Raw genomic sequence first — 22,941 nt, 5'->3', positions numbered from 1 at the left:
TGGTGTGGGTGCGCCGAAGGCTGCGGTGGGCTCGGGAGGCCTGGTCGACCTGCAGGTTGTCGGTCGAGGCGGGGTGCCTGCCTCGGGGGTCGGCGCTGTGGTGTTGAACGTGACTGCCGTCGCGCCCACTCGGAGCGGATACCTCACCGTCTTCCCCTCCGGTCAGGTGCGTCCGACCGCGTCGAACCTGAACTTCGTCGCAGGCCAGGCGGTGGCCAACCTGGTCATCGTCAAGGTCGGCGCCGGCGGCAAGGTCGCGCTGTACAACTCCAGCGGACAGACCCACCTCGTCGCGGACGTGATGGGCTGGTACCCCAGCGGTTCGGAGTACGCCGCACTGGCGCCGTCGCGGGTGTTGGACACCCGGGCTGGTGTGGGTGCGCCGAAGGCTGCGGTGGGCCCGGGAGGCCTGGTCGACCTGCAGGTTGTCGGTCGAGGCGGGGTGCCTGCCTCGGGGGTCGGCGCTGTGGTGTTGAACGTGACTGCCGTCGCGCCCACGCGGAGCGGATACCTCACCGTCTTCCCCTCCGGTCAGGTGCGTCCGACCGCGTCGAACCTGAACTTCGTGGCAGGCCAGGCGGTGGCCAACCTGGTCATCGTCAAGGTCGGCGCCGGCGGCAAGGTCGCGCTGTACAACTCCAGCGGACAGACCCACCTCGTCGCGGACGTGATGGGCTGGTACCCCAACACACCCCAGAGTTCCGGAGCGCTTCAGCTCGTCTCGGCCAATTCCGAGCGCTCATCTGCCAACGCCCAGTCCGGATTCGACGTCGCGGTCAGCGCCGATGGGCGCTACACGGTCTTCTCGTCCCTCGCCTCTGACCTGGTCCCCGGGGACACGAACGGTTGGAGCGATGTCTTCATGCGCGACGTGCAGACGGGCGAGACCAGCATCATTGACCTCGCTCCCGACGGATCCCAAGCCCCCCTGGGCGCACAGGGCGCCGCCATCAGCCCCACCGGGAGGTATGTCGCCTACCGCTCCGACTCCAGCTCCCTCGTGTCAGGAGACACCGCGAAGGTCTCGGACGTCTTCGTCAAGGATCTCGGTACGGGTGCAACTCGTCGGGTCAGCGTTTCGTCGACGGGCAGCCAAGGCAACGAGGCCAGCGGAAACGGCGGCTTGGCGTTCAGCAGCGACGAGCGCTACCTGGCCTTTGTGTCAGATGCGTCAAACCTCGTGGCCGGAGACACCAACGGGCAGAGGGACGTGTTCCTCCATGCCCTCACGACGGGCGTGACCACCCGCGTGAGCTTGTCCACCAGCGGCGCTCAGGGAAACGGGCCAAGCGGTCTCGGGCGGATTGCGTTGAGTCACGACGGTCGGTTCGTCACGTTCGGTTCGACGGCTTCGAATTTCGACCCGTCGGACTCTGGAAGTGGGCAGGACGTTTTCGTCCGGGACACGGTCGCCAGCACGACGGTGCTCGCGAGCGTCACCTCTACGAATGCCCCGGCAAACAGTGAGTCGTTGCTTCCCACCCTCAGCGATGACGGACGGTACGTCGTGTTCAGCTCACTGGCCACCAACCTCGTGGCTACTGACACCAAGGGCATTCAGAACGTCTTCAGGCGTGATCTGGTGACGCACACGACCGAGCTTGTCAGTGTTGACGACATGGGCGCGCCAGCCAAGGTTGCGGCGGGAGACGCTTCCGTCAGCGCCGACGGGCAATCGGTCGCCTTCGTCTCAGCCGCGACGAATCTGGTGCCCGACCCTGACTACGCCGCCTATAGCGACGTACTGGTCAAGAACATGCTGAGTGGCGCGACCGTGAGGGTGAGTGTGGGAGCCAACGGAGTGGCAGGGAACCAGAACTCTGGCCAACCCGCCATGAGCGCCGATGGAATGCACGTGGTCTTCGGCTCGGTTGCGGAAAACCTCGTCACGCAAGACACCAACCAACGCAGCGACGCTTTCCTTGCCAGCTTGGCCTGAACAGTCCCGACCGTAGCCTGAACAACTCGCCCACGTGGGCGTGTCAGACGTCGGTGGCAGTCTCAGGGGATGGTGAGCATCGAGGAACTGCAGGCCGTGTTGCGGACAGCGTGGGGGCCGGACACCTGCTATCCGGACTCGAGGGACCTCTGGCGTTCGGACAACCCGGCACGCGACCAGTGCGGGATGACGGCTCTGGTGGTTCAGGATCTGGTCGGTGGTGACCTGGTTCTCGGGGAGGTTCACGTCGACGGATGCAAGGTCGGCAACCACTACTGGAACCGACTGACCGACGGTTCCGAGGTTGACCTGACAGGCGACCAGTTCCTGCCAGGGGAGGTTGTCGTGAACGGCAACGTCGTGACCCGGCCCCCCGACGCACCCCGGCGCCATCGAAAGCAGTACGAACTGCTCCGCGAGCGCGTCCTCAGCGGGTTGGAGGATCCGCGCTGACCGGTCGCCGCTCACTGCGAGCGGGTGACCGATGTCGTCAGATGGCGCCTCGGCGGACCTCGTCCTCCACCGATTTCACCGACTCCAACAAGCCATGTCCGGCGGGGAACTCGCGACGAAGGACGTGGAATCTCAATGGTCCCCACCTCCGTCGGCGGACCTTGACCACGATGGTTCGCGCCGTCCGTCCCGCAAGGGCTGTCCAGACCGCGTAGAGCACCACGCTCGGTACATCGACCCCGGCGTTGCCCTGCGTCCAGAGCAGGACGCCGCGCGGACCGCCAGCGATCGAGTAGCGGTGGCCGTTCGCCTCGAAGTCCTTCCAGACGACACGACCCGCGCGCTGCCATCCTTCCTCGAGGTCCTCCACCCAAGGATCGTCACACACGATGGGCCGACACGTTCGGGTCTGCGTCGACTGGCCCGGGTCCTGTCGGTCAGAGCATGCAAGGTCGTTCAGAAGCCGCCCATGTCGCCGCCGCCGAAGTCCCCGCCGCCGAAACCACCGGAGTCGAACCCACCGGAGTCGAAACTACCGCTGTCGAACCCACCGGCGTCATACCCGCTGTCACTGCCTGCAGCGGCAGACGGGTCGACGCCCCCCGCGTCCGAGCCATCGGATCCGCCAGAGCCATCGGACCCACCCGAACCGTCAGCGCCATCCGAACCAGATCCATCCGAGCCGTTGCTGCTGCCGTCCGACCCGGGGGTCGTGTCGCCGGCCGCCGACGCCTCCGGCGAGGAGTCGTACCCGTCGAACATCGCGTCGGCGATGGCCGACCCGATGACGACGCCCGCGATGGTGCCCATCATCGAACCCATGAGGGTGCCGCCCATCCCGATGCCGCCCATACCCATGCCACCCATGCCGGTGCCACTGCCGCCGAACCGGCCGCGGCTGAAGGTCTGCTCCAGGTAGCCCGGCTGGCGCAGCTCGGCCCGGCTGGCGGCGCGCGCCATCGACTGCGGGTCGGACGTGGGCGCCGCCTCACCCGCAGGAAGCCCGGACGACAGCTCGGCCAGCACCTGCTCGCGCTGCTCGGGGGTCAGCCGTGCGAACGCCTCGGCGTGGACCTGCTCGAGGGACTCGGCGCAGCGGTGCGCAACAGGTAGCGGTAGCGCGCGATGGCCCGCTCGTCAGCCGATCCTCCGTCGCTCGGTACCCCGGTCTGCGACGGGGCAGCCGGCACGGGTGCCGGTCGTGCAGCCGGCGAGGAACCGGCATACCCACCCTGGGTCTGGAGCGGCTCACGGCCGAGCAGTCGATCGAGGAAACCCATGGCGCACTCCATCCGGAGGTGGGCGCCTGGTCGCCCACAGTCCCCCTACCCTGCAACGGGAGGGGACGCGAGCGCAATCAAGGCAAGCGCCGTCAACGCGAGCACCACCGAGGCGAGCGCTCAAGAGGTCAGCGGGCTGATGCTTCCCTCGTATGCCGCGCGGCCCTGCTGCGCGGGTGCCGTCGCGTCGGACGGGTGAGCGGATCCGCTGAGGACCAGGCCGGTCGACCGGCCGACCCCGTCACGTCGATCGAGGGCGGAGACGTCGCCGTCCATGAGGGGGACGAAACGTTCGAGCAGCTGCTGCCACATACTCATCCGACCCCTTCGGTAGCCGGACGGTTGGTCGTCCGGGCGGTCTTTCTGACGCGCAGCATGAACGATGCCGCATGCGGGGCGGTGGCGGCGCGCCGCACCAGGGCGTCTCATTCGTTGGTCAGCGACGACTGGCCGAACGGACGATCGGGCACTCCCCACCAAACCCGGACGAGTCCGACTCAGCGGCGGTGCTCCGCCGGTGGAGGTACTCCTAGGCGACGCCTGGCCAGCCGGTCCGCCCTGACACCGGCACGGCGACGAGCTCGACGGCCACCTCGAACCACACCGTGGTGCCGGCCGACGTCCGGTGCGCCCCGAACGAGTCGGCGATGGCCCGCACCAGCGACAGGCCTCTGCCCCGGACCGCCATGGTGTCGGCGCCGGTGAGCAGGGGCTCGCCGCGGTTGCCGCTGTCGGCGACGGTCACCGCCAGGATCCCTGTGTCGAGGTCCATGGTGAGGTGTGACTCGGTGCCGGCGTGGAGCACGGCGTTGGTGATCAGCTCGGAGATCCCGGTGACGATGGTGTGCTGGTCGCCGTCCCCCACCCTCCAGTCGACCAGCTGCTCGCGGGCCCAGTCCCTGGCCGCCCGTACCGACTCGGGCATCGGGGGCACCACGATCGCCGCCCTGCGGTGGCCCTCCGGTGAGCGGCCGACGGCCAGCACGGCGCAGTCGTCCTCCTGGCCGGAGGTCTGCAGCATCGAGTCCATGATGTACTGCGCGACGCTGCGCGGACTGCCCGGCGGCATGTCGGCCACGACGTCGAGCAGCCGCGCCTCGCCCTCGTCGAAGGCCTCACCCCGGCGCTCGAGCAACCCGTCGGTGAAGCCGACCAGCATGTCACCGACCCCGAGGGTGAGGTGGTGCGCCGGCCGGACACCCTCGATCCCCAGCGGCGGGCCGACCGGCATCGTCAGCAGCTCGCCCCTGGGCGCGCCCTCGGCTCGCGAGGCGAGCCCGAACAGCAGGGCAGGCAGAGGGTGGCCCGCGCTGGCCAGGACGACCTCCCCGGTCTCGGGGTCGACAGTGCCGTAGAGCATCGTGACGAACAGCTCGCCCCCGAAGGCCATGCCCGGCCGCGCGCGAGGGGTGCCGAGTGGCATCGACACGGGCCACAGGGCGTCGAGATCCCAGACGACCCGATCCAGGGCGTTCATGACCGACGCCGGTTCGCTGTTGGTCAGGGCCGCGCCCCGCACGGCGGCACGGACCTGGCCCATCACGGTGGCTGCCATCACCCCGCGGCCGACGACGTCACCGATGACCATCGCCAGACGACCATCGGGGAGGAAGAACGAGTCGTAGAAGTCCCCACCGGCCACGGTCCCCTCCGACACCGGCTCGTAGCGAGCAGCGATGCTGATCGCGTCGGACTGGGGCAAGTTGGGCGGGAGCAGGGTGCGCTGCAGCAGCTCGGCGGTGATGCGTTCTGCGTCGTACACGACGGCGCGGCCGAGGGCGTCGCCCACGAGGTCTCGGAAAGGCGCTAGCACCGCCACCACGTCATGCGGAATCGGCGCTGCCTCGCGCTGGATGACCAGAGCCGACTGCCCCCCACCACCCGCACGGAACGGGACAGCCACGATCTCGCCGTTCTCGGACAGGTAGGGCTCACCACGGGAGATCGCCAGGGCGATGAGCGAGGTCATCTCCTCGCCGAGCTCGGACCAGATGAGGGGCAGCCGCTCCTCGTCCGGCGAGAGCTGTTCGATGCGGTGTCGTCGGGCCATCCGCCACGAGGCCGGACCGGGCGACGGCAGGCAGATCGAGACCGACAGACCGTCGAAGGCCACCATCGCCTGGCGCAGCACCACCTTGCAGACGTCGTCGACGGTGACCGCCACGGCGAGCAGAGCGGCCAGCTTGGCGACGGCACGGGCCCGGCCGATTGCGCTCGTCGTCTCGACAATGACGTGCAGCACCGCCAGGACGCTGCCATCCTCCGCCAGGACCGGTGACCCGCTCCTCAGGTAGTAGCCGACATCGGTGCCGTCCTCGGGTTTCTCCCGCAAGCCGGTGCCGGCATCCTCGTCCGTCGCACGCCCACGGGCGAGGCGCAGCTCGGTGCCCTCGTCCAGGAACGCCTCGGCCTCGGAGTAGGCACGTTCCAGCAGCGGCCCCACCTTCGGGTCGTCCCAGATCTCTGCGACCACCTTGCGCGCGGACTGGCCGAAGGCGGACGGATGCTTGCTGCCCAACAGGTCCCGGAACGCGTCGTTGTAGAGCATGGTGAAGTCGGCACCGCAGAGCAGCGCAACCGGCAGCGGGCACTCCAGCGCGATCTCCCAGGCGGCCTCCAGCTGCGGGGCCCACTGCGACCGCGGGCCGAGCGGCGTCGCCGCCCAGTCGCTGTGGGCAGCCAGACGTCGCGCCTCACGCGTTCGGCCCTCACCCACGCAGTCCGCCTCTGTCCGAAAAGACATCGCTCTACCCCAAAGGGTATGGCCACGACCCTCGGTACGACACGGTCATTTCACACTCAATTGCGCGAGTCCTTCGACGCGGCGCCCACCTGGTCCACGAGGAAAGCCCACTCCCAGGCCACCTGCCGCCACGAGTCGTAGCGCCCACTCTTGCCGCCGTGCCCCGCCACCATCTCGGTGCGCAGCAGCACGGGCCGCTCGGCAGGGCCGCTGGTCGTGTTCTCGCGTACTCGGGCAACCCACTTCGCGGGCTCGGTGAAGAACACCCGCGTGTCGTTGAGGGACGTCGTGGCAAGCACCGCCGGGTATGCCGCCTGGTGCACGTTCTCGTACGGCGAGTAGGACTTCATGTAGGCGTAGACCCCTGGGTCGGCGAGCGGGTTGCCCCACTCCTCCCATTCCACGACGGTCAGCGGCAGTGACGGGTCGAGGATGGTGGTCAGAGCGTCGACGAAGGGCACGGCGGCGTGGACCGCCCGGAAACGCGTGGGCGCGAGGTTGATGGCTGCCCCGATGAGCAGCCCCCCAGCCGAACCCCCCTCTGCCACAAGGCGATCCGTCGCCACCCAACCACTTTCGACGAGGTGGTCGGCAGAGCTGACGAAGTCGGTGAAGGTGTTCTTCTTGCTGGCCAGCTTGCCCTGGTCGTACCACGCACGACCGAGCTCGCCGCCCCCGCGCACGTGCGCGATGGCGTAGACGAACCCACGTTCGAGCAGCGACAGCCGAGCCACCGAGAAGTAGGGGTCGGAGGAGATCTCGTAGGACCCGTAGGCCGTGAGCAGGCCCGGGTGGGTGCCGTCGGGCTCGGCGCCCGCGGGGTAGACCAGGGACATCGGCACTCGAGTGCCGTCGGCGGCGGTGGCCCACTCGCGACGCTGTTCGTACTGCGTCGGGTCGTAGCCGCCCAGCACGGGCTGGCGCTTGAGCAGCCGGAACTCGCGACTCACGACGTCGTAGTCGTAGACGGTCTTGGGTGTCACCATCGACTCGAAAACCACCTGCAGCGTCGTGGTGGCGCTCTCGGGGTTGTCACCGAGCCCGACGGCATACACGGGCTCGTCGAACTCCAGGTCGTGGCGACCGGCGAACCCGGACGGCTGGCCAGGGTCGCGGGCGAGCACCCGCAGCGCGGTGAGCCCGTCCTTGCGCAGCGACAGGACGGCGACCTCGTCGAACGCGTCGATGCCCTGGAACCGCTCCCCCGCCTCGGCCCGGAGCAGCGGCTGCCACTGGTCGGCCGAGGTTGCGTCGATCGGCGCCCAGGCGAGGTCGGAGTCGATGGAATCCGCGTTGTGCACGATCAGCAGGCGGTCGCCGGCGGGCTCCACGTCGTACTCGACGCCCTCGCGTCGAGGTGCGACGACCCGGAACTCGCCGGTGGGGTCGGCGGCGTCGAGGATCCGCACCTCGGAAGTCGTCTTGGACCCCAGGCCGATCATCAGCCAGCGGTCGTCACGGGAAGAGCCGACGCCCATCCAGAACCGCTCGTCGTCCTCCTCGTGGACGATGACGTCGTCGGTCGCGGACGTGCCGACCTCGTGTCGCCAGACCTGGTGGGGACGCCAGGTCTCGTCGACCCGCGTGTAGAACAGGTACTGGCCGTCGAGGGAGAAGACGCAGCCGTAGCCCACCTCGTCGACGGCCGTGTCGATGATCTTGTCGGTGCGAAGGTCCTTGACCCGCAAGGCGAACCGCTCGTCGCCCTCGGTGTCCACGGCATACGCGAGGCGATGGTGGTCGGGGCTGACGGTCAGCGCGCCGAGGGCGAAGAAGTCGTGTCCCTCGGCCTCCGCGTTCGAGTCCAGCAGGACCTGCTCACCCTCGACCTCGGAGCCGGGCTCGGGCATCGGCCGGGGTGCGCCCTCGACACGCGGCGCACGGCACTCGACGGAGTACTGCGACCCCTCGAAGCTGCGGGAGTAGTACCACCACGGGCCGCTCGCCACCGGCACCGACAGGTCCGTCTCCTGGGTCCGCGAGCGGATCTCCTCGAAGATCGCCTCACGCAGCGGCTGGAGGTCGGCCGTGACCGCCTCGGCGTAGTCGTTCTCGGCACCGAGGTGCGCGAGCACCGCCGGGTCCTCCTTGTCGCGGAGCCACTCGTAGGGGTCGACGACGACGTCGCCGTGGTGTTCGCGGGTGGTCTCGCGCTGCTCGGCGCGAGGGGGCACAGGGGTGGTCACGATCGCACCCTACGTGGTGGCTCAGCCGGCGAGGCAGCGTGGGCCGAGGATGACCTTGAGGTCGCCGAAGAGGGCCTCGGAGGCGTTGACCCGGTAGGAGTCCTCGAGCTTCATCAGCACCGAGCGCCCGGGCTGGCTCAGCCGCACGTGCACCTCGGTGGAGCCGGGGTGCGACGACAGCACCGACTTGAGCTCCTCGACCTTGGTCTGGGTGGCCCGGTTGGTGTCGATGGTGACGACGACCGGCCCGCGCGGTCCCTCGGAGATGTCGGGCAGCGTCAGGTCGGAGGCGAAGATGGTGGGAGTGTCGTCGCGCCGGTTGACCCGGCCCTTCACCACCACGACCGCGTCGTGGGTGAGGGCGTGCTGCACGGTGAGGTAGGCACTCGGGAAGAACAGGCACTCGATGGCGCCCTCGAGGTCCTCGACCGTGACGATCGCCCAGAGGTCGCCCTTCTTGGTGCGCTTGACCTGCAGGCCGGTGATCAGCCCGGCGATGGTGACGTTGGCGCCCTCGGGCTTGCCGTCCTCGCCCATCAGGCTGGCGATCGAGGTGTCGGCGTGCGAGCTGAGCACGTGCTCGATGCCGAACAACGGGTGGTCGGAGACGTAGAGGCCGAGCATCTCGCGCTCGAACTGCAGCAGCGTCTTCTTGTCCCACTCCACGCTGGGGATGGTCGGCAGCACCGAGAAGTCGACCGACTCCCCCGCCGCGTCATCGCCGAAGGAACCGAACAGCGAGTCCTGGCCGATCGCCTCCTGGCGCTTGATGTCGACGAAGTTGTCGACGAAGTCCTCGTGCACGCGGTAGAGCCCTTGGCGCGACTCCTGCAGCCCGTCGAACGCACCGGCCTTGATCAGCGACTCGATGGTGCGCTTGTTGCACACGACCGCTGGGCTCTTGGACAGGAAGTCCTTGAACGAGGTGAAGGCGCCCTTCTCCTCACGCGCGGCGACGATCCCCTCAACGACGTTGTGGCCGACGTTGCGGATCGCCTGCATGCCGAACCGGATGTCGGTGCCGACCGCGGCGAACCGGGCCACCGAGTCGTTGACGTCGGGGGGCAGCACCTTGATGCCCATCCGGCGGCACTCGCCGAGGTAGAGGGCGGACTTGTCCTTGTCGTCACCGACGCTGGTGAGCAGCGCGGCCATGTACTCGGCCGGGTAGTTGGCCTTGAGGTAGGCGGTCCAGTAGGACACCAGCCCGTAGGCGGCGGTGTGCGCCTTGTTGAAGGCGTAGTCCGAGAACGGGACCAGGACGCCCCACAGGGCAGCGATCGAGGCCTCGTTGAAGCCCTTGGCCTTCATGCCCTGGGAGAAGGGGACGTACTCGGCGTCGAGGACCTCCTTCTTCTTCTTGCCCATCGCGCGGCGCAGCAGGTCGGCGTTGCCGAGGGTGTAGCCCGCGAGCTTCTGGGCGATCTCCATGACCTGCTCCTGGTAGATCACCAGGCCGTAGGTGGTGCCGAGCAGCGGGAGGAGGGCGTCGATCATCTCCTGCTGGAGCTTGCCCGCGAGCTGCGGGTCGAGGGGCGTGAGCTCCTGCTTGCCGTTCTTGCGCAGCGCGAAGTTGGTGTGGGCGTTGACCCCCATCGGTCCGGGTCGGTAGAGCGCGAGGGCCGCGGAGATGTCCTCGAAGCTGTCGGGCTGCATCAGCTTGAGCAGGGTGCGCATGCCGCCACCGTCGAGCTGGAAGACCCCGAGGGTGTCGCCGCGCGACAGCAGGTCGAACGTCGGCTGGTCGGTCATGTCCTTGGACAGCGCGTCGAGGTCGATGTCCTCGTCGCGGTTGGCCTTGATGTTGTCGATGGCGTCGTCGAGGATCGTGAGGTTGCGCAGGCCCAGGAAGTCCATCTTGACCAGCCCGAGCGCCTCACAGCTCGGGTAGTCGAACTGGGTGATGACCTGGCCGTCCTGCAGCCGCCGCATGATCGGGATGACGTCGATGAGCGGCTCGCTCGACATGATGACGCCGGCCGCGTGGACGCCCCACTGGCGCTTGAGGCCCTCGAGGCCCAGCGCGGTGTCGACGATCTCCTTGAAGTGCGGCTCGGTCTCGACGAGGGTCCGGAAGTCGCCGCCCTCGTTGTAGCGCTTGTGCTCCTTGTTGTAGATCTCGGCCAGTGGCACGCCCTTGCCCATGACATCGGGCGGCATCGCCTTGGTGAGCTGCTCCCCCACGACGAACGGGTGCCCCATCACCCGGGCGGCATCCTTGACGGCCTGCTTGGCCTTGATGGTGCCGTAGGTGACGATCTGGGCGACCCGGTCGGCGCCGTACTTGTCGGTGACGTACTTGATGACCTCACCGCGCCGGCGCTCGTCGAAGTCGACGTCGAAGTCGGGCAGCGAGGGTCGCTCGGGGTTGAGGAACCGCTCGAAGATCAGGCCGTGCGGGATCGGGTCGAGGTCGGTGATCTTCATGGCGTAGGCGCACATCGAGCCGGCACCTGAGCCACGACCCGGACCGACCCGGATGCGGTTCTCCTTGGCCCAGTTGATGAAGTCGGAGACGACGAGGAAGTAGCCGGCATAGCCCTTGGAGACGATGACGTCGGTCTCGAAAGCCGCCTGCTTGGTGGCGTAGTCCGGGATCCCGCCGGGGAACCGCTCGACTAGCCCTCGCTGGACCTCCTTGATGAACCACGACTCCTCGTTCTCCCCTGGGGGGCAAGGGAACCGGGGCATGTAGCGGCCCTCGTCCTCGGTGAACGAGATGTCGCACATCTCGGCGATGAGCAGGGTGTTGTCGCACGCCTCGGGCAGCTCACGCCAGGTGTGCCGCATCTCGGCCGGGCTCTTGAGGTAGAAGTCGTCGGCGTCGAACTTGAACCGGTTGGGGTCCATCAGGGTCGACCCGGACTGCACGCACAGCAGCGCCGAGTGCGCCTTGGCGTCCTCCTGCGTCGTGTAGTGCAGGTCGTTGGTGGCGAGGAGCGGCAGGCCGAGCTCGCGCGCCAGCCGGATCAGGTCCTTCTGCACGCGGCGCTCGATGTCGAGCCCGTGGTCCATCAGCTCGGCGAAGTAGTACTCCGCGCCGAAGATGTCCCGGAAGTCGGAGGCTGCCTGCAGCGCCTCGCGGTACTGCCCCAGCCGCAGCCGGGTCTGCACCTCACCGGACGGGCACCCGGTCGTGCCGATCAGGCCCTGGCCGTACTGGCCGAGCAGCTCACGGTCGATGCGCGGCCACTTGGCATAGACCTGGTCGAGGCTGGCCTGGGAGTCGAGCCGGAACAGGTTGTGCAGCCCGTTGTTGTTGCGGGCCAGCAGCGTCATGTGGGTGTAGGCACCCGAACCGGACACGTCGTCGCCCGACTGGTGGTCCTCGCCCCACTTGACCCGGGTCTTGTCGGTGCGGTGCGTGCCCGGCGTGACGTAGGCCTCCACGCCGATGATCGGCTTGACGCCGGTCCCCTGCGCCTTCTTCCAGAACTCGTAGGCGCCGAAGACGTAGCCGTGGTCGGTCGTGGCCAGCGCCGGCATCCCCATCTCGGCTGCCTTGGTGAACAGGTCACCGATCCGCGCCGCACCATCGAGCATGGAGTACTCGGTGTGCACGTGGAGGTGGACGAACGAGTCTGAGCCGCCGCTGTTCGAAGGACGCAGGGAGGAGGCGCTGGAGCCGGGCTGGGAGGACATCGAGTCGATCCTAAGCCTCCCCACCGACTGCCCTTCGGCGTGTCGGGACCCCGTGTCGCGTCGGGTTCCCGACGCCGTCCCCCACCACGCTCAGGTATGCCGCGAAGCCGGCCGCGCGGCATACCTCACCGCCGTCGGCGGGCGGCTAGAGGCGCTCGAGTGCCTGGGCCAGGTCCGGCGGGTAGGGGCTCTCGTAGGTGACGTACTTGCCGGTGCCGGGGTGGTCGAAACCGAGCCCCACCGCGTGCAGCCACTGACGCTCCAGGCCGAGGCGGGCAGCGAGCTTGGGGTCCGCGCCGTAGGTGAGGTCACCTGCGCACGGGTGGTGCAGCGCCGAGAAGTGCACCCGGATCTGGTGGGTGCGCCCGGTCTCGAGGTGGATGTCGAGCAGGGACACCGCCCGGAACGCCTCGATGACCTCGTAGTGCGTGACGCTGGGCTTGCCCTTCTCCATCACCGCGAACTTGTAGTCGTGGTTGGGATGCCGGCCGATCGGCGCGTCGATGGTGCCGACGACAGGGTCGGGCAGGCCCTGGACCAGGGCGTGGTACTTCTTGTCGACGCTGCGGCTGCGGAACGCCTGCTTGAGGACGCTGTAGGCGTACTCCGACTTGGCGACCACCATGAGGCCGCTGGTGCCGACGTCGAGCCGGGAGACGATCCCCTGTCGCTCGCTCGCCCCGCTGGTCGCGATGCGGTAGCCCGCGGCGGCCAGCCCACCCACGACGGTGGGTCCGGTCCAGCCCACGCTCGGGTGGGCGGCCACGCCCACCGGCTTGTCGACCACGACGAGGTCGTCGTCGTCGTGGATGATGCCCATCCCGGGAACCGGCTCGGCGATCACCTTCAGCGTCGGGCTCACCTCGCTGGAGGGCAGCGTCACCTCGAGCAGGTCGCCGGCGCTGACGCGGTCGGACTTCCCGGCCTGCTTGTGGTTCACGTGAACGTCTCCCGCCGAAGCGAGGTCGGCCGCCTTGGTGCGCGACACCCCGAATAGCCGGGCCAGAGCAGCGTCGACGCGTTCCCCCTCAAGGCCATCGGGCACGAAAAGGGTCCTGGCGTCAGTCATCTGCGGCCTCATGTCGTCCGTGGTGGGGGCGTCTGCCGTCGACGCCGATGCCGCGCAGGGCCAGCAGCCCGATCGCCACCGCCGAGCCGACGATGGCAATGTCGGCGACATTCCCGATGAACAGGCCGAAGTAGTCGATGAAGTCCACGACGTGGCCCCGACCGGGACCCGGCTCGCGCGTCATCCGGTCCGTGAGGTTGCCCAGCGAACCGCCGAGCAGCAGCCCGAGGGTGACCGCCCAGCCGCGGCTGCCGATCCGGCGGGCCGTGCGGATGATGACCACGAGCACGCCGAACGCGATCAGGGTGAGCACCCAGGTGGCGCCGTTGCCGATGGAGAACGCAGCACCGGCGTTGCGGATCAGGTTCAGCCGGATGAACTCCCCGACGATGTCGACGGGCGAGCCCGGTTCGAGGTGTGCCAGGGCCAGGGCCTTGGTTACCTGGTCGAGAAGGTAGGCCACGACAGCCGTGACGGCCATGAGGCCGAAGAGGCCGCGGCGGTTCGGTGTGGGTCTGGTGGTGGAGGGGGACTCGTCGGCCGCGATCAGCGGCGCTCCTGCTTCGTCTTGCATGTCACGCATAGGGTCGCACGAGGAGCGGCCTGAAGCCTAAGTTTGCCGATCGGGTTGCCGCACGACTCACAGATCCCGTAGGTCCCGTTGTCGAGGCGCTCGATGGCGTGCAGGTTCTGCTCGAGCATCTCGCGGGCGTTGTTGGCCAGCGAGATCTCCTGCTCGCGCTCGAACGTCTTGGCTCCCGCATCGGCCTGGTCGTCGCCGGCGCCGTCGCCGGCATCGCGCATCAGGCCGACCAGGTCCGCCTCGGCAACGGTGATCTCCTGGCGCAGGTGGGCGACGTCGGCCTCGATCTCGGTGCGGATCTCGCGCAGCTCCTTGGCGGTCCAGGGCGACTCGTCGTCGCGGACCCGCAACGACCGGGGTGCGGCCTTGGTCGCGGCGCTGGTCTTCTTGGCGGGGGCCGCCTTCGTCGCCGGCGCAGCCTTCTTCGCGGGCGCGGCCTTCTTGACGGGGGCGGCCTTCTTCGCCGGCGCAGCCTTCTTCGCCGGCGCAGCCTTCTTGACCGGCGCAGCCTTCTTCGCGGGCACAGCCTTCTTGACCGGCGCGACCTTCTTCGCCGGCGCGACCTTCTTGGCCGGCGCAGCCTTCTTCGCCGGCGCGACCTTCTTGGCCGGCGCAGCCTTCTTCGCGGGCGCGACCTTCTTGGCCGGCGCAGCCTTCTTGACGGGCGCAGCCTTCTTGGCCGGCGCAGCCTTCTTGACGGGTGCAGCCTTCTTCGCGGGCGCAGCCTTCTTGGCCGGTGTGGCCTTCTTCGCGGGGGCAGTCTTGGTGGCGCCGGAAGCCCTGCTCGCAGATGCGGACTTCGTTGCAGCTTTCGCCTTTTGAACCATGGTGTGCCAGGCCCCTCGGTCGCATGGCGCTCCTAGACGAGCGCTCACAGGTGCGGTGAGGATAAGCGCTGCGCGCTGCGTACTCAACGGCAAAACGCGGTCCGGGCCAAACCCGTTGGAACGCGGGGCTCCCCGAACGCCCGCTAGCACCCACCGCGATGCAGCGGCCACGCCACCTCCGTGAGCATCACCCCACGTCAGCCGCCGGACCGGCCGCGACGGGTCAGCTCGACTCCCCCCTCCAGCGAGATGTCGCGGAACCGGGCTGCCAGCGGCGACAACGACCCCCGCCACCACACGTCGACCCGCCGTTCGGGCAGCGCAGGGAGGAGCGCGTGGAACGAGAGCCCCGGGTCGTCGCGCTGGCCGGCTACCGCCAGCAGCGGCATCACGGCGACACCGAGGCCGGCGCGCACCATCGCGGTGACGCCCTGGTTGTCGGCGGTGCGGAAGACGATGTCGGGCACCACCGCCGCCGCGGCAAGGGCGTGTTCGACCATCGCCTGGTCGCACAACGACGGCAGCGCCACCATCGGGCGGCCGTGGAGCTCGGCCAGGTGCACCGGCCCGTCGGCCAACAACCCCACGGGAGTGAGCAGGACGTGCTCGTCGCGAAAGACTTCCGCCCGCTGCGCTCCCGCCGGCCCGTCGCCGTCGAAGAACAACAGGTCGAGCCCGTCGAGCGTCGGAGAGTCAGTTTCGTCCTCCGACAACAGGATCCGCGCGTCGGGATGCTCCTCGCGCACCCGACGCACGACGTCCGGGAGGAGCGCGTTCGTCACCGTCTGGAAGGTGCCGACGTCGACTCGGCCGCCACCGGCCAGGTAGCGGTCGACGGCGTCGGTGGCGCTGCCCTGTCGAGCGAGGAGGGAGCGGCCCTCCTCGAGGACGAGGCGACCCAGCGGCGTCAGCTGTGGCGGGCGGGCACCCGGCAGCCGGTCGAAGAGGCGTCCCCCGACCGCACGCTCGAGTGCGGCGATCTGCTGGCTCAGGCTGGACTGGGTGTAGCCGAGCTCGACGGCGGCGCGGCCGAACGTGCCCGTGCGGGCCACGGCGTCGAGCGCCGCGAGGTGCCTCGGTTCCCACATGAACCCATCATCGCCAGTTGCGATCACCATGAGCAAGAACAATCGCTTTTCCAGATGTATCGAGGCCGCCTACCGTCGAGGACATGAACCCCGAGCAGATGATCCCCGTCGGCGCCGTCGAGCTGTGCGTCCAGACGGTGGGCGACCCCGGCGACCCCGCTGTCCTCCTCATCCACGGCGCCTGCGCCTCGATGGTCTGGTGGGAGGACGAGCTCTGCGAGCGGATCGCGGCCGGTGGCCGGTTCGTGATCCGCTACGACCAGCGCGACACCGGGCGGTCCACGTCCTTCCCCGTCGGCCGCCCCGGGTACGCGATGAGCGACCTCGCAGCCGATGCCGTCGGCATCCTCGACGCGCTTGGGGTCGAACGCGCGCACGTGGTCGGGCGGTCCATGTCGGGGGGCACCGCGCTCTTCCTCGCCGTCGACCACGCCGACCGGGTCGCCTCGGTCACCTTCATGAGCACGACGACGGACGAGGACGGACTTCCCTCCCCCACCCGGGCTTTCGTCGATGCCACCTCTCATGAGGCACCGGACCTCGACGACGTCGACGCCGTCGTCGAACACGTCACGGCAGCCGTCCTGGCCTACCACGGCGCTTCACCCCTCGCGGACGAGGAGCACGTCCGGGGCGTGGCCCACGTCGACGTGGCACGGACGAGGGACCTCGCCGCGTCGATGACGAACCACTTCGCCATGGAGTTCGACGGTCCTCGCAACGGTGGCTTCAGCGAGATCTCGTGCCCGGCACTGGTCGTGCACGGGGCGCTCGACCCTGTGTTTCCGGTCGAGCACGGGCACGCCCTCCACGCGTCGCTCCCCGGCTCGACGTTGGTCGTCCTCGACGACACCGGCCACGAGCTGCCAGTCGCCCGGTGGGACGAGTTCGTCGCCGCCCTGCTCCGCCACACCCAGCCGCCGACGCCCAAGGGGCTCGGAGCATGAGCGTCCGTGCTGGGCTCTGGCTCCCCCTGTTCGACGAGCTCGCCGACCCGACGACCCTCGTGCGACTCGCCGTGGAGGCTGAGGAAGCCGGCTGGGACGGGTTCTTCGTGTGGGACCACGTCGCCTGGCGTGCCCCGATCCGGGCCGTGGCCGACCCGTGGGTCGTCCTCTCGGCGGCTGCAGCTGTCACGTCCCGACTGGTCCTCGGGCCGATGGTCACCCCGCTCGCCCGCCGCCGCGCCGTGAAGGTCGCCCGCGAGACCGCCACCCTCGACCGACTCTGCGGGGGGCGGCTCGTCCTCGGCGTCGGGCTCGGGAGCGACCGCTTCGGCGGCGAGTACTCGCGCACCGGCGAGCCCGTCGACGACCGCACCCGCGCGGAGGTGCTCGACGAGTCGCTCGCCGTCCTGCGCGCCGCGTGGACCGGCGAGCCGGTGCACCACGACGGGCGGCACCTCCACGTCGACGGCATCGCCTTCCACCCGACCCCCGCCCACGGGTCGGTCCCGGTGTGGGTCGCGGGTTTCCCGGGCACCAAGCGGCCGATGGCCAGGGCTGCTGCGCACGACGGCTTCTTCCCGGTGAACCTCACCTCCGCCGACCAGCTGGCCGAGGCGGTGGCCGGCGTCAGCGCACTGCGCCAGGCCGCCGACCGGCCCTACGACGTCGTCGTGTCACTCGACCGCGGTCTCGACCGCGCGCCATACATCGCCGCGGGTGCCACCTGGCTGCTCTCCGACTTCGACCCCGCCAACCTGACCGTCGACATGGTCCGGGGTGTCCTGCGCGAGGGCCCGGTCCGAGCCTGACGGGGCTGCCCGGAAAGCCGGAGAGCGCCCACCCCGATGGGGTGAGCGCTCTCCGTCTGCACTGCTGCCAGTGGCGTGACGCGGGACGGCTACTGGTTGTCGGGGTGGCCCTCGCCGTGGCCCTCGCCATTGCCTTCGTCGTCGGCCTCCGCGGGCTCCACACCGATCTCTTCGAGGTCTGCGAGCTGCTCCTCGATGTAGTTCTTGAGCCGCGCGCGGTAGTCGCGCTCGAAGGTGCGCAGCTCGTCGATCTTCTTCTCGAGCAGGTTCCGCTCGCGGCTGAGCTCCTCGAGGATCTGCGCCTTCTTCTGCTGCGCCTCGTGGACCATCCCGGTGGAGCGTTCGCGGGCTTCGGTGATCATCTGCTCGTGCTTGGTGGTCGCCTCGCCCACGAGCTCGTCGTGCCGCGACTGTGCGGTCGCGAGCAGCTCGTCGTGACGGGACTGACCCACGGAGAGCAGCTCGTCGTGCTTGTTCTGGCCCACCGTGACCAGCTCGTCGTGCTTGCTCTGGCCGTCACCGACCAGCTCGTCGTGCCGTGACTGCGCCTCGGAGATGAGGCGGTCGCGGGTGGACTCACCCTGACCGACGTGCTCGTCGTGCAGTCGCTGAGCCATCTCCAGGAGGGCGGCAGCGCTCGCGCCACCACCGACAGCGGCCGCGCCGAGCGAGGCAACGGGGGTGCCCTGTTCGGCTGCCGCGACAACGGGCTGGGCCTGCTGCGCCTGAGCCGCCTCCTGTGCCTGAGCCGCCTGGGCCCGGGCTTCCTCGAGTGCCTTGGCCTGCTCCGCGTTGGCCCGCTGGAGCTCCTCGGCCTGCTGCTGGGCGGCCTCGAGACGCTGCTGCGCCTCTGCCGCGCGCTCCTCGGCCTCCTTGGCGCGTGCCTCGACAGCCTTGGCGCGCTCCTGGGCACCCTTCTCGGTGTCCGAGATGCGACCCTGGGCTGCCTGCTCAGCCTCGTCGGCCCGCGCCTGCGCGGTCTTCTCGGCCTCCTCGGCCTTGGCCACCGCCGCGGCAACCCGCTCCTGGGCGGCCTTCTCGGCCTCGTCCGCCTTGGCCGTGATCGCGGCGAGCCGCTCCTCGGCCTCGCGGGTGGCCTTGGCCTCCGCCTCCTGGGCCGCCTTGGCGTCTGCGGCCTTCGCGGCGGCAGCGTTGGGGTCGGCCTTGGCGACGACCGGCATGCCCTTGGTCTGGCGGCATTCGTTCAGCTGGTCGCGGAGGTCATCGCCCTCCTTGACGATGCGCCGCATCTCGGCGACGACCTCGTCGAGGAAGTCGTCCACCTCGCGCTCGTCGTAACCACGCCGGAACTGGGTCGGCGTGAAGTTCTTGTTGAGGACGTCCTCAGGCGTGAGCGTCATGTAGTCACCTCGGTTGGCTGGCATGAGCAGTGCAGATAAAGCATCCCAGAGAATGGGTCACGCGCCAGCCTAGAGGATGCCGGGCCGGCTAGATGAAGCTCATCAGAAGAGTGGTCAGCAACATCAGGACGAGGAAGGCCAGATCGAGCCGGATGTTCCCCAGCGACAACGGCGGAATCACCCTGCGCAACGCCTTCAGAGGCGGGTCGGTGATCGTGTAGACGAACTCCGCGACGACCAGGATGGCGCCCCGCGGGCGCCAGTCGCGGGCAAAGGCCTGCACCCAGTCGAGGACCAGCCGCCCGAGCAGGATGATGAAGAAGAGGAAGACGGCAAAGCGCAGGACGGCGCCGACGGGGCCCGGAATCATGCGCTCACCCTGCCATGTGCGGCTGGGCCCGGGCTGTGCGGGTCAGCTCTGGTTGAACAGGCCGCGGGTCGTGGTCGGAACCGCAGGACCCTCTTCGGCGGAGACTTCGACGTGTGCCGGAGACAGCAGGAAGACCTTGGAGGTGACCCGCTCGATCTGCCCGTGCAGGCCGAAGACGAGACCCGCGGCGAAGTCGACGAGGCGCTTGGCGTCGGAGTCGTCCATGTCCGAGAGGTTCATGATGACCGGCGTCCCGTCACGGAAGCTCTCGCCGATGTTCTTGGCCTCGTTGTAGGTGCGCGGGTGGATCGTCGTGATCCGGTTCAACGCGCCCACCTCGACGTCGCGGACGACCCGTGCCACTGGCGTGCGCTGCGGCAACGGGGTGACGGCTGCGGAACGCTCTGCCGGGGCATCCTGGCGGGCGGGCTCGTCGTAGTCGTACTCGTCGTACCCGTCATACCGCTCGTCATCCTCGGCGAGCCCGAGGTACACCATCGTCTTGCGCAGCGCCCCAGCCATGTGCGAGCTCCCTAAGGTTTCAGTTCCTGCTGTCTGTTCAACCGGTATTGCCTGCTCAGCCCTACCGCCGTCTTCGCAACTGAAGTTACCGGTGTGACTGGCGAGAACCGAGGATTGCGCTCCCGACACGCAGGTGTGTCGCACCCTGCGCCACCGCGGCCTCGAGGTCACCGCTCATGCCGGCCGAGATCCACGACGCGTCCGGGTGCACGTGTTGTATGCCGTGTGCCACCTCGCGCAGGCGGGCGAAGGCCGGCGCGGGGTCGGCTCCCAGAGGCGCCACCGCCATCACCCCACGGAGCTCGAGGTGCTCGCACCCTGCGACCTGGTCGGCGAGGGCAGCCGCGCCCTGCGGTTCGACCCCTCCCCTGTCGGGAGGCTCGTCGAGGGACACCTGCACGAGGACGCCGGGGCGCACACCCCTGGCGCCGGCGGCGCGGTCCAGCGCCGCAACGAGCTTGGGACGGTCGACCGACTGAACCACGTCGGCGTACGACACCACGGAGCCGGCCTTGTTGGTCTGGAGCTGTCCGATGAAGTGGACCTCGACGTCCTGGCGCCGGGCCAGCTCGGCCACCTTGGCCGCAGCCTCCTGGTCGCGGTTCTCCCCGATCGCCCGGACGCCGAGCTCGACGAGCAGCTCGATGTCGCTGGCGGGGAAGAACTTGGTGACGGCGATGAGCGACACCTCTGCCGGGTCACGTCCCGCCTCGACGCAGGCCGCCTCGATCCGCTCCCGGACACGGGTCAGGTTGCCCGCGAGCTCGGCACGGCGGGACTCGTCGATTCTCACGCGACGCCGGCCACGACGACGCCGGCAAAGCGCCCGGTGCGCCCGTCACGGCGGTACGAGAACAGCCGCTCGTCCTCTCGGGCACAGCCCGGAACCCACTGCACCGCAACGTCGTTGGCCACCAGCTGCGCGACGACACCCGACGCCACATCGATGGCTGGAGTGCCGATCCACGACCTCGCGGAGGACTCGGGGTTCACCTCTGCAGCAGCGGCCCGCATCTCCGGCGGAACCTCGTAGCACCGACCGCAGACCGAGGGCCCGACCACGGCGCTGATGTCACGGGCACCGAGGTCATGCATCTGCCGCACGGCGGTCTCGACGATGCGGGACATCATCCCCGGCCGTCCGGCGTGCAGGGCCCCGACAACGCCAGCAGCGGGGTCGGCCAGGAGCACGGGCGTGCAGTCGGCCACCAGCACGGCCAGGGCCAGTCCCGGGGTGGCCGTCACCATGCCGTCGGCCGGCGGTGGGCCGGCTGGATCCCAGGGACCATCGACGAGCACGACCTTGTTGCCATGGCACTGTTGCATGAACAGCAGCTGATCACGTTGCACCCCAACGGATTCCGCGACTCTGGCCCGGTTCTCCTCGACGGCTGCGGAGTCGTCGCCCACGTGCCCGCCAAGGTTGAGGGAGTCGAAGGCTCCTGCGCTGACGCCGCCCTCGCGGTCGGTGAAGCCCCATTGCACGGGACCTGTGTGCGCGCGCCAGTAGAACACCGCCCCAACCTACGACACGGCATACCGAGCAGTCGCACGCCACCCGCAGAGCGATGGGCCGCAGACGCCAGGAGCCCCGGACCGAGATCGGTCCGGGGCTCCTGCGCGGCTGTGGCTTACGTGAGGCTCTGCCTACTTCAAGAAGTCGGGCACGTCCAGGTCGTCACCCTCGTCGAAGGTGACGGTGCGCGGCGGACGACCAGCAGGCTCGCGCTGGGCGGCCGGCTCGACCGGTGCCGCGTCCGGCGTGCGGACAGGCACCTCGTCGCGGGCCGGCGCGGGCGGCACCACCGGCTCGGGCCGCGGCGCCTCGACTGCAGGGGCAGCGGGCTGGGACGGGCGGGACGAGCCCTGGATCTGGCCGATGGCGCGGTCGTTCTCTCGCTTGAGCGGGGCGCCGCCGTCGAACCCGGCCGCGATGACCGTCACCCGCACCTCGTCACCGAGGGCGTCGTCGATGACCGCGCCGAAGATGATGTTGGCCTCGGGGTGGGCGGCCTCCTGGACGAGGCGAGCGGCCTCGTTGATCTCGAAGAGCCCGAGGTCGCTGCCGCCCTGGATCGACAGCAGCACACCGTGCGCACCGTCGATGCTGGCCTCGAGCAGCGGGCTGGAGATCGCGAGCTCGGCGGCCTGGACCGCGCGGTCGTCGCCGCGGGAGGAGCCGATGCCCATGAGGGCCGAGCCGGCTCCCTGCATGACCGACTTCACGTCGGCGAAGTCGAGGTTGATCAGGCCCGGCGTCGTGATCAGGTCGGTGATCCCCTGGACACCGGAGAGCAGCACCTGGTCCGCCGAGCGGAAGGCGTCGAGCATGCTGACGGTGCGGTCGCTGATCGACAGCAGCCGGTCGTTCGGGATGACGATGAGGGTGTCGACCTCTTCGCGGAGCTGGGCGATGCCGGTCTCGGCCTGGTTGGCGCGCCGACGTCCCTCGAAGGTGAACGGGCGGGTGACCACACCGATCGTCAGGGCACCGAGCCCCCTGGCGATCTTGGCGACCACGGGGGCCCCACCGGTGCCCGTGCCGCCCCCTTCGCCCGCGGTGACGAAGACCATGTCGGCACCCTTGAGCACCTCCTCGATCTCCTCCGCGTGGTCCTCGGCAGCCTTCTTGCCGACCTCGGGGTCGGCGCCCGCGCCTAGCCCCCGGGTGAGCTCGCGACCGACGTCGAGCTTGACGTCCGCGTCGCTCATCAGCAGCGCCTGCGCATCAGTGTTGATGGCGATGAACTCGACACCCTTGAGGCCGACCTCGATCATGCGGTTGATGGCGTTGACGCCACCGCCGCCGATGCCGACGACCTTGATGACGGCCAGGTAGTTCTGTGGTGCTGCCACGGCGGTGGGCCTCTCCTGAATGCGGTGCTCGGTGGTGGTCGTCGCTCGGTGCAGACGAGTCCGTGGTGGTGCGTTGTCGACCCTCAACCAACCTCGACGTCACGTTGACGGTTATGCTTTTGACGTTCTGGTGCAAGGTTTTCGGTGACGCCGACGCTATGCGTCACATGGGGCACAGGCAACCTGATCGACCGCGTGTCGCAGCACGGATTCGCCCGATTTCGCGGTTTGTCTTCGGGCCCGCCGGAGGGCCTGTCACACCCGTC

The 22,941-nt window shown here is 69.2% G+C and carries 21 protein-coding genes; 4 read left to right on the top strand and 17 right to left on the bottom strand.

The window, feature by feature from the left end:
• The first annotated feature begins 166 nt into the window (after positions 1–166).
• Together EAH86_RS19945 and EAH86_RS19940 are read left to right on the top strand one after the other, a co-directional pair.
• Positions 167–1,939 carry a TolB family protein gene (locus tag EAH86_RS19945; RefSeq protein ID WP_140744059.1) on the top strand — a complete coding sequence of 591 codons (1,773 nt, stop codon included), beginning with the start codon at positions 167–169 and terminating at the stop codon, positions 1,937–1,939.
• Positions 1,940–2,008: 69 nt separating this feature from the next.
• Positions 2,009–2,392: a YunG family protein gene (locus tag EAH86_RS19940; protein WP_140744057.1), complete on the top strand. Its 384-nt coding sequence runs from the start codon at positions 2,009–2,011 to the stop codon at positions 2,390–2,392.
• Positions 2,393–2,429: 37 nt separating this feature from the next.
• On the opposite strand, the gene EAH86_RS19935 is transcribed toward EAH86_RS19940, so the two are convergent.
• From EAH86_RS19935 to EAH86_RS19890, 11 genes are all read right to left on the bottom strand, one after another.
• Positions 2,430–2,762, bottom strand: coding sequence for a hypothetical protein (locus EAH86_RS19935; protein WP_140744055.1), 333 nt, complete (start codon positions 2,760–2,762; stop codon positions 2,430–2,432).
• Between the two features lie 86 nt (positions 2,763–2,848).
• Positions 2,849–3,418: a hypothetical protein gene (locus EAH86_RS19930; RefSeq protein WP_241668476.1), complete on the bottom strand. Its 570-nt coding sequence runs from the start codon at positions 3,416–3,418 to the stop codon at positions 2,849–2,851.
• A gap of 20 nt (positions 3,419–3,438) precedes the next feature.
• Positions 3,439–3,672, bottom strand: a complete 234-nt coding sequence (locus EAH86_RS20890) for a hypothetical protein (protein ID WP_241668475.1) — start codon at positions 3,670–3,672, stop codon at positions 3,439–3,441.
• A 120-nt stretch (positions 3,673–3,792) separates the two neighbouring features.
• Complete coding sequence (locus tag EAH86_RS19925) at positions 3,793–3,990, bottom strand: hypothetical protein (protein ID WP_140744053.1); 198 nt, start codon at positions 3,988–3,990, stop codon at positions 3,793–3,795.
• Positions 3,991–4,201: 211 nt separating this feature from the next.
• A complete protein-coding gene (locus EAH86_RS19920; RefSeq protein WP_140744051.1) occupies positions 4,202–6,415 on the bottom strand; it encodes an ATP-binding SpoIIE family protein phosphatase in 2,214 nt (737 codons plus the stop codon).
• Between the two features lie 56 nt (positions 6,416–6,471).
• Positions 6,472–8,604 carry a S9 family peptidase gene (locus tag EAH86_RS19915; protein WP_206665908.1) on the bottom strand — a complete coding sequence of 711 codons (2,133 nt, stop codon included), beginning with the start codon at positions 8,602–8,604 and terminating at the stop codon, positions 6,472–6,474.
• An 18-nt stretch (positions 8,605–8,622) separates the two neighbouring features.
• Complete coding sequence (gene dnaE, locus EAH86_RS19910) at positions 8,623–12,243, bottom strand: DNA polymerase III subunit alpha (RefSeq protein WP_140744047.1); 3,621 nt, start codon at positions 12,241–12,243, stop codon at positions 8,623–8,625.
• A 145-nt stretch (positions 12,244–12,388) separates the two neighbouring features.
• Positions 12,389–13,312, bottom strand: a complete 924-nt coding sequence (locus EAH86_RS19905; RefSeq protein WP_140744045.1) for an RluA family pseudouridine synthase — start codon at positions 13,310–13,312, stop codon at positions 12,389–12,391.
• Positions 13,305–13,886: a signal peptidase II gene (gene lspA, locus EAH86_RS19900; RefSeq protein ID WP_140744043.1), complete on the bottom strand. Its 582-nt coding sequence runs from the start codon at positions 13,884–13,886 to the stop codon at positions 13,305–13,307. Before lspA ends, EAH86_RS19905 begins: the two co-directional genes overlap by 8 nt.
• Positions 13,859–14,722 carry a TraR/DksA family transcriptional regulator gene (locus tag EAH86_RS19895; protein ID WP_140744041.1) on the bottom strand — a complete coding sequence of 288 codons (864 nt, stop codon included), beginning with the start codon at positions 14,720–14,722 and terminating at the stop codon, positions 13,859–13,861. The genes lspA and EAH86_RS19895 overlap by 28 nt, the downstream gene beginning before the upstream one ends.
• A 197-nt stretch (positions 14,723–14,919) precedes the next feature.
• Positions 14,920–15,810: a LysR family transcriptional regulator gene (locus EAH86_RS19890; protein ID WP_206665907.1), complete on the bottom strand. Its 891-nt coding sequence runs from the start codon at positions 15,808–15,810 to the stop codon at positions 14,920–14,922.
• A gap of 83 nt (positions 15,811–15,893) precedes the next feature.
• Between EAH86_RS19890 and EAH86_RS19885 the strand changes: the two genes are divergently transcribed.
• A complete protein-coding gene (locus EAH86_RS19885; protein ID WP_140744037.1) occupies positions 15,894–16,757 on the top strand; it encodes an alpha/beta fold hydrolase in 864 nt (287 codons plus the stop codon).
• Positions 16,754–17,566, top strand: a complete 813-nt coding sequence (locus tag EAH86_RS19880) for an LLM class flavin-dependent oxidoreductase (RefSeq protein ID WP_140744035.1) — start codon at positions 16,754–16,756, stop codon at positions 17,564–17,566. The genes EAH86_RS19885 and EAH86_RS19880 overlap by 4 nt, the downstream gene beginning before the upstream one ends.
• A gap of 89 nt (positions 17,567–17,655) precedes the next feature.
• Here EAH86_RS19880 and EAH86_RS19875 read toward each other — a convergent pair whose 3' ends face one another.
• The 6 genes from EAH86_RS19875 to ftsZ all read right to left on the bottom strand — a co-directional run bounded on the left by EAH86_RS19875 (position 17,656) and on the right by ftsZ (position 22,675).
• Positions 17,656–18,927: a DivIVA domain-containing protein gene (locus tag EAH86_RS19875; RefSeq protein WP_140744033.1), complete on the bottom strand. Its 1,272-nt coding sequence runs from the start codon at positions 18,925–18,927 to the stop codon at positions 17,656–17,658.
• An 88-nt stretch (positions 18,928–19,015) separates the two neighbouring features.
• Complete coding sequence (locus EAH86_RS19870) at positions 19,016–19,297, bottom strand: YggT family protein (protein ID WP_140744031.1); 282 nt, start codon at positions 19,295–19,297, stop codon at positions 19,016–19,018.
• A gap of 42 nt (positions 19,298–19,339) precedes the next feature.
• Positions 19,340–19,819, bottom strand: coding sequence for a cell division protein SepF (locus tag EAH86_RS19865; protein ID WP_140744029.1), 480 nt, complete (start codon positions 19,817–19,819; stop codon positions 19,340–19,342).
• 85 nt (positions 19,820–19,904) lie between these two features.
• Entirely contained in the window at positions 19,905–20,606 is a 702-nt protein-coding gene (locus tag EAH86_RS19860) for a YggS family pyridoxal phosphate-dependent enzyme (protein WP_140744077.1), read from the bottom strand.
• 2 nt (positions 20,607–20,608) lie between these two features.
• Positions 20,609–21,334, bottom strand: coding sequence for a peptidoglycan editing factor PgeF (gene pgeF, locus EAH86_RS19855; RefSeq protein ID WP_140744027.1), 726 nt, complete (start codon positions 21,332–21,334; stop codon positions 20,609–20,611).
• 132 nt (positions 21,335–21,466) lie between these two features.
• Entirely contained in the window at positions 21,467–22,675 is a 1,209-nt protein-coding gene (gene ftsZ / locus EAH86_RS19850) for a cell division protein FtsZ (RefSeq protein ID WP_140744025.1), read from the bottom strand.
• Positions 22,676–22,941: the final 266 nt, after the last annotated feature.

This window comes from Pedococcus bigeumensis, from assembly GCF_006438965.1.
GTDB classification, from domain to species: domain Bacteria; phylum Actinomycetota; class Actinomycetes; order Actinomycetales; family Dermatophilaceae; genus Pedococcus; species Pedococcus bigeumensis_A.
This window is presented reverse-complemented; position numbering and strand designations above follow the sequence as displayed.

Bases quoted from the DNA above. Each gene is read 5' to 3' on its own strand.
- EAH86_RS19940 (WP_140744057.1), top strand. From the start codon at position 2,009: ATGGTGAGCATCGAGGAACTGCAGGCCGTGTTGCGGACAGCGTGGGGG.
- EAH86_RS19905 (WP_140744045.1), bottom strand. From the start codon at position 13,312: ATGACTGACGCCAGGACCCTTTTCGTGCCCGATGGCCTTGAGGGGGAA.
- dnaE (WP_140744047.1), bottom strand. From the start codon at position 12,243: ATGTCCTCCCAGCCCGGCTCCAGCGCCTCCTCCCTGCGTCCTTCGAAC.
- EAH86_RS19895 (WP_140744041.1), bottom strand. From the start codon at position 14,722: ATGGTTCAAAAGGCGAAAGCTGCAACGAAGTCCGCATCTGCGAGCAGG.
- EAH86_RS19890 (WP_206665907.1), bottom strand. From the start codon at position 15,810: ATGTGGGAACCGAGGCACCTCGCGGCGCTCGACGCCGTGGCCCGCACG.
- EAH86_RS19870 (WP_140744031.1), bottom strand. From the start codon at position 19,297: ATGATTCCGGGCCCCGTCGGCGCCGTCCTGCGCTTTGCCGTCTTCCTC.
- lspA (WP_140744043.1), bottom strand. From the start codon at position 13,886: ATGCAAGACGAAGCAGGAGCGCCGCTGATCGCGGCCGACGAGTCCCCC.
- EAH86_RS19880 (WP_140744035.1), top strand. From the start codon at position 16,754: ATGAGCGTCCGTGCTGGGCTCTGGCTCCCCCTGTTCGACGAGCTCGCC.
- EAH86_RS19875 (WP_140744033.1), bottom strand. From the start codon at position 18,927: ATGACGCTCACGCCTGAGGACGTCCTCAACAAGAACTTCACGCCGACC.
- EAH86_RS20890 (WP_241668475.1), bottom strand. From the start codon at position 3,672: ATGGGTTTCCTCGATCGACTGCTCGGCCGTGAGCCGCTCCAGACCCAG.
- EAH86_RS19885 (WP_140744037.1), top strand. From the start codon at position 15,894: ATGAACCCCGAGCAGATGATCCCCGTCGGCGCCGTCGAGCTGTGCGTC.
- EAH86_RS19925 (WP_140744053.1), bottom strand. From the start codon at position 3,990: ATGAGTATGTGGCAGCAGCTGCTCGAACGTTTCGTCCCCCTCATGGAC.
- EAH86_RS19920 (WP_140744051.1), bottom strand. From the start codon at position 6,415: ATGTCTTTTCGGACAGAGGCGGACTGCGTGGGTGAGGGCCGAACGCGT.
- EAH86_RS19865 (WP_140744029.1), bottom strand. From the start codon at position 19,819: ATGGCTGGGGCGCTGCGCAAGACGATGGTGTACCTCGGGCTCGCCGAG.